Source organism: uncultured Bacillus sp., from assembly GCF_958411575.1.
Lineage (GTDB): Bacteria > Bacillota > Bacilli > Bacillales > Bacillaceae > Bacillus > Bacillus spizizenii.
Genome location: NZ_CATYRA010000011.1, coordinates 53,859 through 69,730 on the forward strand (window position 1 = coordinate 53,859; position 15,872 = coordinate 69,730).

Sequence of the window (15,872 nt, forward strand, 5' to 3'; positions counted from 1 at the left end):
TGGAAAAAAATCATGAATATGATAACTACGTATGTCGTTTGAAAGAAACAGGAGGAGAAAAGGACAATGCTTGAGCAAGTCATTCTGTTTACAATTTTAATGGGGTTTTTAATTAGTGTTCTGCTCTCTCCGATTCTTATTCCGTTTTTAAGAAGATTAAAATTCGGCCAGAGTATTAGAGAAGAAGGACCGAAATCACATCAGAAAAAATCAGGGACGCCGACAATGGGCGGGGTCATGATCATACTTTCTATCATTGTGACAACAATTGTTATGACACAGAAGTTTTCAGAAATAAGCCCGGAAATGGTGCTGCTTCTGTTTGTTACGCTCGGCTACGGTTTGCTTGGCTTTTTAGATGATTACATCAAGGTCGTCATGAAGCGCAACCTTGGATTGACGTCAAAGCAAAAGCTGATCGGACAAATTATCATTGCGATTGTATTTTATGCCGTGTACCATTACTACAATTTTGCGACGGACATTCGCGTGCCTGGAACTGACTTATCATTTGATCTTGGCTGGGCTTACTTTATCCTAGTGCTCTTTATGCTTGTCGGCGGATCAAATGCAGTTAACCTGACTGACGGTCTTGACGGTTTATTATCCGGTACGGCTGCGATTGCTTTTGGCGCCTTTGCTATCCTGGCATGGAATCAGTCTCAATATGATGTAGCGATTTTCTCAGTTGCCGTTGTCGGTGCAGTGCTGGGCTTCCTCGTATTTAATGCTCATCCGGCCAAAGTCTTTATGGGAGATACGGGATCGCTTGCATTGGGAGGAGCTATCGTTACCATTGCCATTTTAACGAAATTAGAAATCCTGCTGGTTATCATCGGCGGTGTATTCGTTATCGAGACATTATCCGTTATTCTGCAGGTTATCAGCTTTAAAACGACAGGTAAACGAATCTTTAAAATGAGCCCGCTTCATCACCATTATGAGCTTGTCGGCTGGTCTGAATGGAGAGTAGTCGTGACGTTTTGGACTGCGGGACTTTTGCTTGCCGTTTTAGGAATTTACATCGAGGTGTGGTTATAAGTGGAAAACGATCAATTTTTACAGAATCAGCATTTTTTAATCCTTGGGCTCGCGAAAAGCGGGTATGCGGCGGCATCCATTCTTCATGAAAAAGGCATTTATGTTGCAGTCAACGACCAAAAGCCTTTTGAAGAAAACGAACCAGCGCAAAAGCTTTCTGAAAAAGGAATCGAGGTTGTTTGCGGGGAGCATCCAGTTTCTCTGTTCGATCAGCATCAAATCACAGTTCTGATCAAAAACCCGGGAATTCCTTATGAAAATATTATGGTTCAGGAAGCAGAAAAAAGAGGCATTCCGGTTTGGACGGAAATTGAGCTCGCTTACTACCTGACAAACGCCAAGTTTATCGGGATTACCGGATCGAACGGAAAAACGACAACGACAACGCTGATTTATGAAATGCTCAAAGCTGACTCGCAAAAGGCACTGATTGCCGGAAACATCGGCACAGTTGCAAGTGAGGTTGCCTATCATGCTGATGGGGATGAATGGATCGTTACTGAACTGTCTTCGTTTCAGCTGATGGGAACACACGCTTTCAGGCCGGAAATCAGTCTGATCTTAAACTTGTTTGACGCTCATTTGGATTATCACCATACGCGAGAAAACTATGAAAAAGCGAAACAGAAAGTGTATCTTCATCAGGCTGCTTCAGATAAAGCCATTGTCAACCAGGATGATGAAACTGTCGTGCGTCTGGCTGAAGCAGGAAAAGCCGAAAACATCCCATTTTCGGTCAGCAAAACGCTTGAACAGGGCGCTTATGTAAAAGACGGTATGATTATGTTTAACGGCGAAGCCATTATTCCTCTGGAAGAGGTTGTGCTTCCCGGCGCTCATAATTTGGAGAACATATTAGCTGCCATTGCAGTTGTGAAAACGGCAGGAGCGTCCAATGAAGCAGTCAAAAAGGTGCTGACAAGCTTTACTGGCGTGAAGCATCGTCTCCAATATGTCACAACAGTGAAAGACCGCAAGTTTTATAATGACAGTAAAGCGACAAACATTTTGGCGACAAGCAAGGCGCTTTCAGCTTTTGACAAACCGGTCATTTTGCTTGCGGGCGGACTGGATCGCGGAAATGGTTTTGACGACTTAAAACCGTATATGAAACACGTCAAAGCAGTGCTTACATTTGGCCAGACAGCGCCGAAACTCGAGAAGCTCGGCAATGAGATGGGAATACAACATGTCAAACGTGTCGATAATGTTGAACAAGCAGTATCTGCGGCGTTTGCGCTCTCAAATGAAGGAGATGTCATCCTGCTGTCACCTGCGTGTGCGAGCTGGGATCAATTCAAAACATTTGAAGAACGCGGTGACATGTTTATAGATGCCGTGCATATGCTTAAGTAAGGGCTTGTCTTGGAGTAAATCGACAGCCCTAATGACTTTAAGCTTGGGGTGTCGATTGCTTTGACTACTAAAAAAACATCGCCTGATTTGTTATTGGTCATCATTACGTTATTATTATTAACAATCGGATTAATTATGGTGTACAGTGCGAGTGCGGTATGGGCGGATTATAAATTTGACGACTCATTCTTTTTCGCTAAACGGCAGCTGCTGTTTGCGGGAATCGGCGTCATTGCCATGTTTTTTATCATGAATGTTGATTATTGGACTTGGAGGACATGGTCCAAGTTGCTGATGGTTATCTGCTTTTTCCTTCTGGTGCTTGTTTTGATACCAGGCGTCGGCATGGTGCGAAACGGTTCAAGAAGCTGGATCGGAGTCGGGGCATTCAGCATACAGCCTTCAGAGTTTATGAAGCTTGCGATGATCGCATTCCTTGCTAAATTTCTCTCTGAAAAACAAAAAAACATCACATCGTTCAGACGGGGGTTCGTCCCGGCACTTGGCATCGTGTTTTCAGCATTTTTGATTATCATGTGCCAGCCTGACCTCGGAACGGGAACGGTGATGGTCGGAACTTGCATTGTCATGATTTTTGTAGCCGGCGCGCGAATCGCCCATTTTGTCTTTCTTGGGCTGATTGGCCTCAGCGGATTTGTTGGGCTCGTACTATCGGCTCCATATCGGATTAAGCGGATTACCTCCTACTTAAATCCATGGGAAGACCCGCTCGGAAGCGGTTTTCAAATCATTCAATCGCTTTATGCAGTGGGGCCCGGCGGATTGTTCGGAATGGGCCTTGGACAAAGCAGACAGAAGTTCTTTTATCTGCCTGAGCCGCAAACAGACTTTATTTTCGCCATCTTGTCAGAGGAACTTGGCTTTATCGGGGGATCACTTATTTTGCTTCTCTTTAGCGTTCTGCTGTGGAGAGGGATCAGAATAGCGCTCGGTGCCCCTGATCTGTACGGAAGCTTTGTCGCAGTCGGCATTATTTCAATGATTGCTATTCAAGTCATGATTAATATCGGCGTAGTAACGGGCCTTATTCCGGTAACAGGCATCACGCTCCCGTTTCTGAGCTACGGAGGCTCATCATTGACTCTGATGCTGATGGCTGTCGGCGTGCTGCTGAATGTGAGCCGCTACTCGAGGTATTAATGAATGTATTGTCAGGCGTCCTATGAACAGGAAGCTGGGAAACAATTGATGCGATAACCCTGTCCAACAAAACAGGGTTATCGTTATGTTATAGAGAAACTTAGACTGGGGGAAGAGATATGCGAATTGCAATAAGCGGAGGCGGTACAGGAGGACATATTTATCCTGCGCTTGCTTTTATTAAAGAAGTGCAGCGCCGTCATCCTGATGTGGAATTTTTATATATCGGAACAGAAAACGGATTGGAGAAAAAAATTGTTGAGCGGGAGAATATACCGTTTCGTTCAATTGAAATTACAGGATTTAAAAGAAAGCTGTCATTTGAAAACGTCAAGACTGTGATGCGTTTTCTGAAGGGTGTAAAAAAGAGCAAATCGTATTTAGCGGAATTTAAGCCCGATGCCGTGATTGGAACGGGCGGTTACGTATGCGGGCCGGTTGTCTATGCCGCTGCAAAAATGGGAATTCCGACTATTGTCCATGAACAAAACAGCCTGCCGGGCATCACGAATAAGTTTCTTTCAAAATATGTTAATAAAGTAGCGATTTGTTTTGAAGAAGCAAAATCACATTTTCCTGGCGAGAAAGTTGTATTTACGGGAAACCCGAGAGCCTCTGAAGTCGTCTCAATAAAGACGGGCCGATCAATGGCTGAATTTGGGCTTTCTGAAGAGAAAAAAACGGTTTTAATCTTTGGAGGAAGCCGAGGCGCTGCACCGATTAACCGTGCTGTCATTGACATGCAGGATGCGCTGAAAACAAGAGACTATCAAGTGCTATATATCACCGGTGAAGTTCACTATGAAAAAGTGATGAGTGAGCTGAATAGCAAGGGTGCCGCTGATAATATGGTCACAAAGCCGTTTCTTCATCAAATGCCAGAGTATTTAAAGGCCATTGATGTCATTGTGGCCAGAGCCGGTGCGACGACGATTGCCGAAATTACTGCTCTCGGTATCCCAAGTGTCCTGATCCCAAGCCCATATGTAACAGCGAATCACCAAGAGGTCAATGCCAGATCTCTCGGCCAGCATGATGCAGCGATTGTTCTGAAAGAAACAGAGCTCAACGGTGAAAAGCTGATTGATGCGCTTGACCGGATTGTATTGAATGAGCAAACGTTAAAGGAAATGAGCGAACGGACAAAGTCACTCGGTGTTCCTGACGCGGCTGCCCGTTTATACAGCGTACTCGAAGAATTGAAAAAATAATAGAAAAGCAAATGGAATGCGGAGGTTTACGATGGAGAAAGTGATACAAGAATTAAAAGAACGCGAAGTCGGCAAGGTTCTTGCAAACGAACCGCTCGCGAATCATACAACGATGAAAATCGGCGGACCTGCGGATGTATTGGTCATTCCAAGCAGTGTAGATGCTGTCAAAGATATCATGGACGTGATTAAAAAATATGATGTGAAGTGGACAGTCATCGGCCGTGGATCAAATCTTCTTGTTTTAGATGAGGGAATCAGAGGCGTAGTGATTAAGCTGGGGGTAGGTCTTGACCATCTGGAGCTTGAAGGGGAGCAAGTGACGGTCGGAGGCGGTTATTCAGTGGTTCGTCTTGCTACATCATTGAGCAAAAAAGGCTTGTCCGGTTTGGAATTTGCTGCCGGTATTCCAGGATCAGTCGGTGGAGCAGTTTACATGAATGCCGGCGCTCACGGCTCTGATATGAGCGAAATTCTCGTCAAAGCACATATTTTGTTTGAAGACGGCACGATTGAGTGGCTGACAAATGAGCAGATGGATTTCAGCTACAGAACATCTGTATTGCAAAAGAAACGCCCGGGCGTTTGCCTTGAAGCTGTTCTGCAGCTGGAGCAGAAGGATAAAGAATCAATCGTTCAGCAAATGCAAAGCAATAAAGACTACAGAAAAAATACACAGCCGTATTCAAGCCCTTGTGCGGGAAGCATATTCAGAAATCCGCTTCCGAATCATGCCGGAAACCTTGTAGAAAAAGCAGGCTTGAAAGGATATCAAATCGGCGGTGCAAAGATATCGGAAATGCACGGAAACTTCATCGTCAATGCGGGCGGAGCATCAGCAAAAGATGTGCTTGATCTCATTGACCATGTGAAAAAGACAATCCGTGAAAAATACGAGATTGATATGCACACAGAGGTTGAAATCATCGGTGAAAATCGCTGATTCAAGTTCTGACTGAAGCTGTTCATATGATATACTGTAAGCAAACGACAAACGGCATCCATAGTATGCCGTTTGTTTTGGAATAGACAGACTTTTAACAGCTGTTTCATTTGAATGAGGTGAACAGGCAATGAACCCGGGTCATGACCGAGAAAAAATCGTAAACATTGAGGAACGGATTCCTAAAATTAAAGAGCAGCGGAAACAGAAGGCCAACCGCCGTCTCATTTCATTTATTATGCTCTTTTTTATTATGGTGCTGATCATCGTGTACCTGCAGACGCCAATCAGTAAAGTATCAACAATCTCTGTTACAGGGAATGAGAATGTATCCAAAAAGGAAATTATCGAGCTTTCCGATATTAACAGCGGAGATACTGAGTTTTGGAGTTTGGACAAGAAAAAAACAGAAAAGAAGATTCAGCAAAATAAATTAGTAAAAAAAGCGGAGATCAGCAAATCGCTTCCTAATAAAATCAACATTGCGATCGAAGAATATAAAGCGATTGCTTATTTAGAAAAAGACGATGTGTACTATGAAGTGCTTGAAAACGGTTCAGTTCTGCCAAACGAAGTAACGCCGGATGATGCCGGACCGATACTGGTAAATTGGACAAACGCGAAGAAACGGTCTCAAATGGCCAAGCAGCTGGATGCTTTGTCAAATTCGTTAAAACAGTCCATTTCAGAAATTTATTATACGCCTGTAAAAATGGATGAAAACCGTATTAAGTTGTACATGAACGACGGTTATGTTGTCACTGCGTCTATTAAAACCTTTGCAGACCGAATGAAAACGTATCCTTCTATCATTTCGCAGCTTAGCAGCAATAAAAAAGGAATTATTCATTTAGAAGTTGCCACCTACTTCGAAGAGTTTGGAAAAAACGATAAAGCTGCTAAAAAGGAAGATGAAAATTGAGGGGTAAATCAGCAGTCCTCCTTTCTTTGATTATGCTTATCGCAGGCTTTTTGATATCATTTTCTTTTCAAATGACAAAAGAAAACAGCAAAAGCGCGGCTGAGACGGAAGAGTGGAAAAAAGAATATGCGCTGAGAGATGAACTCCTGAAGCAGGAGAAAGAAAATAAAAATCTTGAAAAAGAATTGTATCAAAAGCAAAACAAAGTCCGTCAGGCGGAAAATAAGCTGAAGAAAGAAAAGACGGAATACTATAACGTCCTCGAAGATACAGAAAAATATAGAATGTATATTGGGGAAGTCGGTGTGCAGGGAGAGGGCGTTGAGGTGACCTTGGAAGATGCGTCCTACATACCGGAAGGGGAGAATGTGAACAGTTACATCGTTCACGAAAGCCATATCTTTCAAGTGGTAAACGAACTGTATATCTCGGGTGCGGCGGCCGTCGCCGTTAATGGCCAGCGTTTGACACATGATTCCTATATCAAGTGCAATGGCCCTGTTGTAACGGTAGACGGGGTGCAGCATCCCGCCCCATTTACGATATCTGCTATTGGAGATCCTGATGTCCTGCTGCCTTCGTTAAATATAGCAGGAGGCCTGATCGATCAGCTGTCAATGGATCATATTTCTGTTTCCGCAGAAAAAGAGAAAGACGTACAAATGAAACCGATTCTGAAAACGAAGGAATGACTGAAAAAGCGGGTGAAACAGATTGAAAATAAAGCGTTCCTTCATAAGCATCAGTGTGCTTATGGTCATCTTCGGCCTCATGATAGCTGTTCAGTTTAACTCATTAAAGCACCCTCAAGTCCGAGATACAAGAGATATGTGGGATATAAGGGAAGAGCTAACGTCAGAGCAGAAGAAGCAGGAAAAGCTGCTGGCTGAAATAAACAAATATGATAAACTGCTCAATAGCTATTCGCAAACAAAAGAAATGACAAAAGAAACTGCGCTCAATAATACCTTGCAAACCTTAAAAAAAACAGCCGGGATGACCGATATAACAGGTAGCGGAATTGTCATCACCATTTCCCCGCTTTTTTCTGAAAGCTTAACAGGAGAGCCGATCGAAAATCCGCCTCCAGATTTGCTGAAGAAGCTGATCAATGAACTCAACTCCTTCGGTGCAGAGCATATTTCAATTAATGAGCGAAGAGTTGTGAATCATACCGTCATTAGGGATATAAACGGCACAACGAAAATAGACGGATACGGCCTTGACGATTATCCTTTAACAGTAAAAGTGCTTGCCAAAGATCCGGACATGCTGTACAGCAGAGTGAAGGGGTCAGGACTTGAGGACCTTTTTGCATCTGAAAATTTAGCATTAAAAGCCGGTAAATCTGACAGCAACCTGACACTAAAAGCATACGACAGATCATTAGATGTACAACAGCTGAAACCGCTTAAAGACTGAAAAGGAGGAGAATTGTCATGTGGCTGCCCGTGCTGGGACTGGTGCTCGGAATAGCGATCGGACTGATGACAAACCTAACGATACCGAGTGAATATTCAAACTACTTATCGCTCGCGGTGCTTGCCGCACTTGATACATTAATCGGCGGTATCAGGGCGCATTTACAAGGTACATATGATGAAATGGTATTTGTTTCCGGTTTCTTTTTTAATATTATATTGGCAATAAGTTTAGCTTTTCTGGGAGTCCATCTTGGTGTAGACTTGTATTTAGCAGGTATATTCGCATTTGGAGTCAGATTATTTCAGAATATAGCCGTTATCAGAAGATATCTACTAACAAAGTGGACTCTTTCTAAAAAAAATAAAAAAAATGTGATATAAAAGAGGATATACATAGGATATAACGAATATTTTCAATAAACATAAAATGTGAAGAGCACATAAGGAATATTCCGTTGTTATTTTTTGTTACACACTTGTAAAGCCACATTCATTGTATTGTTGTTCCGCAAATAATAGAATAGAAATGATCGAAATGTGAGGAGGTGCCATAGAATGAACAACAATGAACTTTACGTCAGTCTTGACATCGGTACGTCCAATACAAAAGTGATCGTCGGAGAAATGACAGATGATTCCCTTAATATTATCGGTGTGGGAAATGTGCCGTCTGAAGGGTTGAAAAAAGGCTCAATCGTTGATATAGATGAGACTGTTCATTCTATAAGAAAAGCGTTTGACCAAGCTGAAAGAATGGTAGGTTTTCCGCTTAGAAAAGCTATTGTCGGCGTTAATGGAAATTATATCAATATTCAAGATACAAATGGTGTTGTAGCAGTTTCTAGTGAAAATAAAGAAATTCAAGTTGAAGATGTGCGCCGTGTCATGGAGGCGGCACAGGTTGTTTCAATACCTCACGAACAGCTGATAGTAGACGTCATTCCTAAACAATTTATCGTTGATGGAAGAGATGAAATCACCGATCCGAAAAAAATGCTGGGTGTGCGTTTAGAAGTTGAGGGCACCTTGATCACCGGTTCAAAAACAATCTTACATAACTTACTCCGCTGTGTTGAAAGAGCCGGTATTGAAATAACTGATATTTGCCTTCAGCCGTTGGCAGCCGGTTCTGCTGCATTATCAAAGGACGAGAAAAACCTTGGTGTGGCTCTCATTGATATAGGGGGAGGGTCAACAACCATTGCCGTATTCCAGAACGGACATCTCACTTCTACCCGTGTCATTCCTCTCGGAGGCGAAAATATCACCAAAGATATCTCCATCGGATTGAGAACGTCAACAGAAGAAGCAGAACGCGTGAAAAAGCAATTTGGACATGCCTACTATGACGAAGCCTCGGAAGATGAAGTATTTGAGGTAACCGTTATAGGCACTAATCAAAAACAAACATTTACACAGCAGGAAGCAGCGAATATCATTGAAGCAAGACTAGAAGAAATTCTTGACATTGTTTCAGAAGAGCTTAGCAGTATGGGCATTACCGATCTGCCGGGAGGCTTCGTGCTGACAGGGGGACAAGCAGCAATGCCGGGTGTCATGTCATTGGCACAGGATGTGCTGCAAAACAATGTCAGAGTGGCAAGCCCGAATTATATCGGTGTAAGAGATCCTCAATATATGACGGGAGTGGGCCTGATCCAATTCGCCTGCCGAAATGCAAGAATCCAAGGCAGAAAAATAGGCTTCAAGATGCCTGAAGAAGCGATACAGGAAATTGCAGTCTCATCATCAGAGGAACAAGAGCAGCATCATCACCAAAATGAGGTGCAGCAGCGGCCAAAAGGAAAACAAAAAACACAAGCCGAACATAATAAACAGAGCAAAATGAAAAAACTATTAAGCATGTTTTGGGAATAGATAGATAGTCATTCGGCAGATTAGGAGGATTTAGCATGTTGGAGTTCGAAACAAACATAGACGGCTTAGCATCAATTAAAGTAATCGGAGTAGGAGGCGGCGGTAACAACGCCGTTAACCGAATGATTGAAAATGAAGTGCAAGGAGTAGAGTACATTGCGGTAAATACGGACGCTCAAGCTCTTAACCTGTCAAAAGCAGAAGTGAAAATGCAAATCGGCGCAAAACTGACTAGAGGATTGGGAGCAGGTGCGAATCCGGAAGTCGGAAAAAAAGCCGCTGAAGAAAGCAAGGAGCAGATTGAAGAAGCGTTAAAAGGCGCTGACATGGTATTCGTGACAGCTGGTATGGGCGGCGGAACAGGAACAGGTGCCGCGCCGGTTATCGCACAAATCGCGAAAGACTTAGGCGCATTAACAGTTGGAGTTGTTACAAGACCGTTTACATTCGAAGGACGCAAAAGACAGCTTCAGGCTGCAGGCGGGATCTCAGCAATGAAAGAAGCGGTGGATACACTGATCGTGATCCCGAACGACCGTATCCTTGAAATTGTTGATAAAAACACACCGATGCTTGAAGCATTCCGTGAAGCGGATAACGTACTCCGCCAAGGGGTTCAAGGTATTTCAGACTTGATTGCTACACCTGGTCTTATCAACCTTGACTTCGCTGATGTGAAAACAATCATGTCAAACAAAGGATCTGCTTTAATGGGTATCGGTATTGCGACTGGAGAAAACCGCGCGGCAGAGGCAGCGAAAAAAGCAATCTCCAGCCCGCTTCTTGAAGCAGCCATTGACGGTGCGCAAGGTGTCCTTATGAACATCACTGGAGGAACAAACCTCAGCCTATATGAAGTGCAGGAAGCAGCAGACATTGTCGCTTCTGCATCTGACCAAGACGTAAACATGATTTTCGGTTCTGTTATTAATGAAAATCTAAAAGACGAGATTGTGGTGACAGTGATTGCGACTGGTTTTATCGAACAAGAGAAGGACGTGACGAAATCTCAGCGTCCAAGCTTAAACCAAAGCATTAAAACACATAATCAAAGTGTTCCAAAGCGTGAGCCAAAACGTGAGGAGCCTCAGCAACAAAACACAGTAAGCCGTCATACTTCACAGCCGGCTGATGATACGCTTGACATCCCGACATTCTTAAGAAACCGCAATAAACGCGGCTAATGTAAAGGACAAAATCGTTTTCGATTTTGTCCTTTTTGTTTTTCTCCAAGATTTTTCTTCTTGAAAGTCTTTTTCCCTATGTCTTCCTTCGCATACCAACAAAAAGGACTATTAGACCCATTTATATTTCATGACAATTATATCATTTTCATATATATGGAAGTTAAATGACATAAAACGACAATATCTGTAATGCAGATTGTCTACAGTTAACGTACAGCGATGTTCTGACAAACCATTCATTTTTAAAAGGAGGGACGACATTTTTTTACAAAGTATTTTGAAAAAGGGGGATAAAAATGAGGAAAAAAACGAAAAACAGACTCATCAGCTCTGTTTTAAGTACGGTTGTCATCGGTTCACTGCTGTTTCCGGGTGTAGCCGGGGCAAGCAGCAAAGGCGCTTTAACTTCTGTTAAGCAGGAGCTTCAATCTGCTGAATCCATTCAGAACAAGATCTCGAGTTCATTAAAGAAAAGCTTTAAGAAGAAAGAAAAAATGACCTTTCTGATTAAATTTAAAGATCAAGCTGACACAGAAAAAGCGGCAAAAGCGGCTGTTAAAAAAGCGAAATCGAAGAAGCTGACTGCCGCTAAGACGGAATATCAAAAGCGTTCTGCCGTTGTGTCATCTTTAAAAGTCACAGCCGATGAATCCCAGAGAGATGTCTTAACATACTTGAACAGCCAGAAAAATAAGGGAAATGCAGACCAAATTCACTCTTATTATGTAGTGAATGGGATCGCTGTTCATGCCTCAAAAGAAGTGATGGAAAAAGTAGCGCAGTTCCCCGAAGTGGAAAAGGTGCTTCCAAATGAGAAACGGCAGTTGTTTAAGTCATCCTCTCCATTTAATATGAAAAAAGCGCAAAAAGCTGTCAAAGCAACTGACGGTGTGGAATGGAATGTAGGCCAAATCGACGCTCCGAAAGCTTGGGCACTTGGATATGACGGAACTGGTACGGTTGTCGCGTCCATTGATACAGGCGTGGAATGGAACCATCCGGCATTAAAAGAGAAATATCGCGGATATAATCCGGAACATCCTGATGAGCCGGATCATGAAATGAACTGGTATGATGCCGTAGCAGGGGAAGCAAGCCCTTATGATGATTTGGCTCATGGAACCCACGTGACAGGTACGATGGTGGGATCTGAACCCGATGGAACGAATCAAATCGGTGTAGCGCCTGGCGCAAAATGGATTGCTGTAAAAGCGTTCTCCGAAGATGGCGGCACTGATGCTGACATTTTGGAAGCGGGTGAATGGGTTTTAGCTCCAAAGGACGCAGAGGGCAATCCTCACCCGGAAATGGCTCCTGATGTTGTCAATAACTCATGGGGCGGGGGCTCAGGACTTGATGAATGGTACAGAGATATGGTCAATGCCTGGCGTGCGGCCGATATTTTCCCTGAGTTTTCAGCGGGGAATACGGATCTCTTTATTCCGGGCGGACCTGGTTCTATCGCAAACCCGGCAAACTATCCGGAATCGTTTGCAACTGGCGCGACTGATATTAACAAAAAGCTCGCTGACTTTTCTCTTCAAGGGCCATCTCCATATGATGAAATAAAGCCGGAAATTTCTGCACCGGGCGTAAATATCCGGTCTTCCGTTCCCGGCCAGACATATGAGGACGGATGGGACGGCACATCAATGGCAGGACCGCATGTGTCTGCTGTTGCTGCACTGCTGAAACAGGCGGATGCCTCACTTTCTGTCGATGAGATGGAGGATATATTAACCAGCACGGCTGAACCGCTGACGGATTCAACATTTCCTGATTCTCCGAATAACGGATACGGTCATGGTTTGGTGAACGCTTTTGATGCTGTATCAGCTGTTACAGATGGTTTAGGAAAAGCAGAAGGACAAGTTTCTGTAGAGGGAGATGATCAAGAGCCTCCTGTCTATCAGCATGAGAAAGTAACAGAAGCCTATGAGGGAGCGAGCCTGCCGCTTACTTTGACAGCTGAAGACAATGTAAGTGTGACTTCTGTAAAACTGTCTTATAAGCTGGATCAAGGTGAATGGACACAAGTAACGGCTAAGCGAATCAGCGGTGATCACCTGAAAGGGACCTATCAGGCAGAGATTCCAAACATAAAAGGAGCTGCACTAAGCTACAAGTGGATTATTCAGGACTTTGGCGGCCATGTCGTTGAGTCTGACACATACGATGTACCAGTGAAACCAAGCATCACTGTGGGATATAAGCAGGACTTTGAAACTGCACCCGGCGGCTGGATTGCGAGCGGAACAAATAATAGCTGGGAATGGGGAGTTCCGTCAGTTGGCCCAAATACTGCAGCATCCGGAGAAAAAGTATACGGAACAAATTTGGCAGGAAACTATGCCAACTCAGCAAACATGAATCTCGTGATGCCTCCTGTTCAAGTCCCGGATTCAGGAAACCTGTTTCTCCAATTTAAAAGCTGGCACAATTTAGAGGATGATTTTGATTACGGCTACGTTTTTGTTTTGCCTGAAGATGAAAAGAATTGGGAGCAGACTGGTGTCTATAATGGAAAGACATCAAGCTGGACTGACGAAGAAATTGATTTATCTGCCTATAAAGGCCAAAACATTCAAGTGATGTTTAACCTCCAATCTGATGAAAGTATTACAAAAGAGGGCTGGTACATTGATGATGTAGTGCTTTCTGACAAATCGGCCGGAAAAACAGCCAAAAAGAATAAGCTGGGTGTCGAAAAGCGGTCTGGGAAGCAAAAGAAAAAGCCAATAAATCCGAAAAAAGCTAAGCCATCTGCAAACACAACGGTAAAACATCAGGGTAAAGATATACAGCCTCAAGTTTTGCCGCTCAGGGCACAAGTTAGTGTGGTAGAAACAGGGAAATCGACATATTCAGATCAATCCACAGGGCAGTACACGCTGACGCACAAAGCGGGAGACTATACGCTTATGGCAGAAGCATACGGCTATCAATCGAAAACACAAAAAGTTTCTCTGCAGGCAGATCAGACGACACAAGCTAATTTTACGTTAGAGGAAATGAAGAAGGGCACATTAAAAGGAACAGTCATTAATAAAACGACAGGAGATCCGGTAAAAGGAGCCTCCGTTTATGTAGTAGAAGATGCTGCGGTTGAACCGGCCACGACAAACGACAAAGGCGAATATACGCTTGAGGCCTATGAAGGCGCTTATACGATTAAAGTCGCTGCACCGGGTTATTACAGCGATGAATTTTCCGTTGATTTAAAAGGTGATGTGACAAAAGAGACTGTACTGAAGCCTTTTGTTGGTTATCCGGGTGAGATTGCATATGATGACGGAACGGCGGAGAATGCCAATTCCTATTTTGCTGCCGGTAACGGATGGGCCGTCAAAATGACGCTGGCTGACGGCAAGGAAAAAGGCATGCTTACAGGAGGACTGTTCCGATTCTGGGATACAGAGTTTCCTGATCCTGGCGGCACAGAGTTTAAGGTTGAGGTATACGATGCTACAGGAGAAAACGGAGCACCGGGTAAGAAAATTGCCGGGCCATTTAACGCTGAAGCACTTCGCAATGGCGAATGGACCAAGGTAGATCTCAGTTCAAAAGGGATTATGGTCGATAAAGACTTTTATCTTGTGTATATCCAGTCGAAACCTGACCCGTATTCACCTGGACTGGCTATGGATGAAACCGGTCAGAATTCCGGCCGCAACTGGCAGTATATAGACGGAAAATGGCAGCCAGGTGATGAAGCAGACGGCAACTATATGATCCGCTCATTAGTTGATTATGAAGCTGCTGTACCTGAGATTACTTCACCGGCAGACAAATCATATACAAATAAGGAGAGCGTCACCATAAAAGGAAAAGCCTCTCCTGGTACAACGGTACACATTTATAATGGAGAGAAGGAAGCAGGAGAAACGAAAGCTGCTGCGGATGGCACGTTCCAGGCAGGCATCACACTCAGCAAGGGCGAAAATGAGCTGACGGCAACTGCATCAACAGACAACGGAACAACGGATGCCTCCAGCCCGATCACGGTCACGCTTGATCAAGACAAGCCAGAATTAACGCTGGATAATCCAAAGGATGGCGAGAAAACAAATAAAGAAACGCTGACTGTCAAAGGGGCTGTATCCGATGACAATCTGAAAGAAGTCAAGGTGAATGGCAAAAAAGCAACGGTAACTGATGGTTCATACTCGGCCCGTATTCTTTTGGAGAACGGAAGCAATGAAATCAAGGTGACTGCTACAGACTTAGCAGGCAACAAAACAACGAAAAAGGCTGTTATTGATGTCAACTTTAACCATCCTGTCATCTCCGGATTGATTCCGGGAGAGGACAAAATCTTAAAAGCCGGTGATTCTGTGAAAATCGCTTTCTCAAGCGCTGAAGATTTGGATGCAACGTTTGTCATTCGTCTGCCTTTGACAAATGCAAGAGCGAGTGTACAAAATGCCACAGAGCTCCCGCTAAGAGAAATTTCTCCTGGGAGATATGAAGGCTATTGGACAGCCACTTCTTCTATTAAAGCAAACGGAGCAAAAGTAGAAGTGATTGTACGAGATGATTATGGAAATGAAACAAGAAAAACAGCGAACGGAAAACTTTATATCAATACTGAAAATTAAGTGTAAAAAAGCTGCTGCTAAAGGCAGCTTTTTTTATATCCTTTCATTCATTTCCTCGACAAATTAAGCAGATATCCCTGAAAAATTGTATTTTCCTCTCAACATTAATTGACAGACTTTCCCACGGAGCTTGCTTTATACTATGAAACAA

At 43.7% G+C, this 15,872-nt stretch carries 12 protein-coding genes; all 12 read left to right on the top strand.

The genetic code is table 11. The features are described from left to right. Positions 1-66 precede the first annotated feature (66 nt). The 12 genes from mraY to Q5C82_RS16895 all read left to right on the top strand — a co-directional run bounded on the left by mraY (position 67) and on the right by Q5C82_RS16895 (position 15,721). Positions 67-1,041: a phospho-N-acetylmuramoyl-pentapeptide-transferase gene (gene mraY, locus Q5C82_RS16840; RefSeq protein WP_003221416.1), complete on the top strand. Its 975-nt coding sequence runs from the start codon at positions 67-69 to the stop codon at positions 1,039-1,041. Further along, positions 1,042-2,397, top strand: coding sequence for a UDP-N-acetylmuramoyl-L-alanine--D-glutamate ligase (gene murD / locus Q5C82_RS16845; RefSeq protein ID WP_003221419.1), 1,356 nt, complete (start codon positions 1,042-1,044; stop codon positions 2,395-2,397). A gap of 60 nt (positions 2,398-2,457) precedes the next feature. Beyond that, entirely contained in the window at positions 2,458-3,558 is a 1,101-nt protein-coding gene (gene spoVE / locus Q5C82_RS16850) for a stage V sporulation protein E (RefSeq protein WP_003221421.1), read from the top strand. Positions 3,559-3,677: 119 nt separating this feature from the next. Then, positions 3,678-4,769: an undecaprenyldiphospho-muramoylpentapeptide beta-N-acetylglucosaminyltransferase gene (gene murG, locus Q5C82_RS16855; protein WP_003221423.1), complete on the top strand. Its 1,092-nt coding sequence runs from the start codon at positions 3,678-3,680 to the stop codon at positions 4,767-4,769. Between the two features lie 31 nt (positions 4,770-4,800). Further along, positions 4,801-5,712, top strand: coding sequence for a UDP-N-acetylmuramate dehydrogenase (gene murB, locus Q5C82_RS16860; RefSeq protein WP_003221425.1), 912 nt, complete (start codon positions 4,801-4,803; stop codon positions 5,710-5,712). A gap of 130 nt (positions 5,713-5,842) precedes the next feature. Beyond that, positions 5,843-6,634, top strand: coding sequence for a cell division protein DivIB (gene divIB, locus Q5C82_RS16865; protein WP_003221428.1), 792 nt, complete (start codon positions 5,843-5,845; stop codon positions 6,632-6,634). Next, positions 6,631-7,326: a DUF881 domain-containing protein gene (locus Q5C82_RS16870; protein WP_003221430.1), complete on the top strand. Its 696-nt coding sequence runs from the start codon at positions 6,631-6,633 to the stop codon at positions 7,324-7,326. The genes divIB and Q5C82_RS16870 overlap by 4 nt, the downstream gene beginning before the upstream one ends. A gap of 22 nt (positions 7,327-7,348) precedes the next feature. Continuing rightward, entirely contained in the window at positions 7,349-8,056 is a 708-nt protein-coding gene (locus Q5C82_RS16875) for a DUF881 domain-containing protein (RefSeq protein ID WP_003221432.1), read from the top strand. Positions 8,057-8,073: 17 nt separating this feature from the next. Further along, positions 8,074-8,439 (top strand): small basic family protein, encoded by a 366-nt coding sequence (locus Q5C82_RS16880; protein ID WP_003221434.1) that lies wholly within the window; start codon positions 8,074-8,076, stop codon positions 8,437-8,439. A 174-nt stretch (positions 8,440-8,613) separates the two neighbouring features. Continuing rightward, positions 8,614-9,936, top strand: a complete 1,323-nt coding sequence (gene ftsA, locus Q5C82_RS16885; protein WP_003221436.1) for a cell division protein FtsA — start codon at positions 8,614-8,616, stop codon at positions 9,934-9,936. Positions 9,937-9,971: 35 nt separating this feature from the next. Continuing rightward, a complete protein-coding gene (gene ftsZ, locus Q5C82_RS16890) occupies positions 9,972-11,120 on the top strand; it encodes a cell division protein FtsZ (protein WP_003221440.1) in 1,149 nt (382 codons plus the stop codon). 299 nt (positions 11,121-11,419) lie between these two features. After that, complete coding sequence (locus tag Q5C82_RS16895) at positions 11,420-15,721, top strand: S8 family peptidase (RefSeq protein WP_003221442.1); 4,302 nt, start codon at positions 11,420-11,422, stop codon at positions 15,719-15,721. Positions 15,722-15,872 lie beyond the last annotated feature (151 nt).

Excerpts from the sequence above, each read along its gene's own strand:
- Q5C82_RS16895 (WP_003221442.1), top strand. The coding sequence starts at position 11,420 with ATGAGGAAAAAAACGAAAAACAGACTCATCAGCTCTGTTTTAAGTACG.
- divIB (WP_003221428.1), top strand. The coding sequence starts at position 5,843 with ATGAACCCGGGTCATGACCGAGAAAAAATCGTAAACATTGAGGAACGG.
- ftsA (WP_003221436.1), top strand. The coding sequence starts at position 8,614 with ATGAACAACAATGAACTTTACGTCAGTCTTGACATCGGTACGTCCAAT.
- mraY (WP_003221416.1), top strand. The coding sequence starts at position 67 with ATGCTTGAGCAAGTCATTCTGTTTACAATTTTAATGGGGTTTTTAATT.
- murG (WP_003221423.1), top strand. The coding sequence starts at position 3,678 with ATGCGAATTGCAATAAGCGGAGGCGGTACAGGAGGACATATTTATCCT.
- murB (WP_003221425.1), top strand. The coding sequence starts at position 4,801 with ATGGAGAAAGTGATACAAGAATTAAAAGAACGCGAAGTCGGCAAGGTT.
- ftsZ (WP_003221440.1), top strand. The coding sequence starts at position 9,972 with ATGTTGGAGTTCGAAACAAACATAGACGGCTTAGCATCAATTAAAGTA.
- Q5C82_RS16880 (WP_003221434.1), top strand. The coding sequence starts at position 8,074 with ATGTGGCTGCCCGTGCTGGGACTGGTGCTCGGAATAGCGATCGGACTG.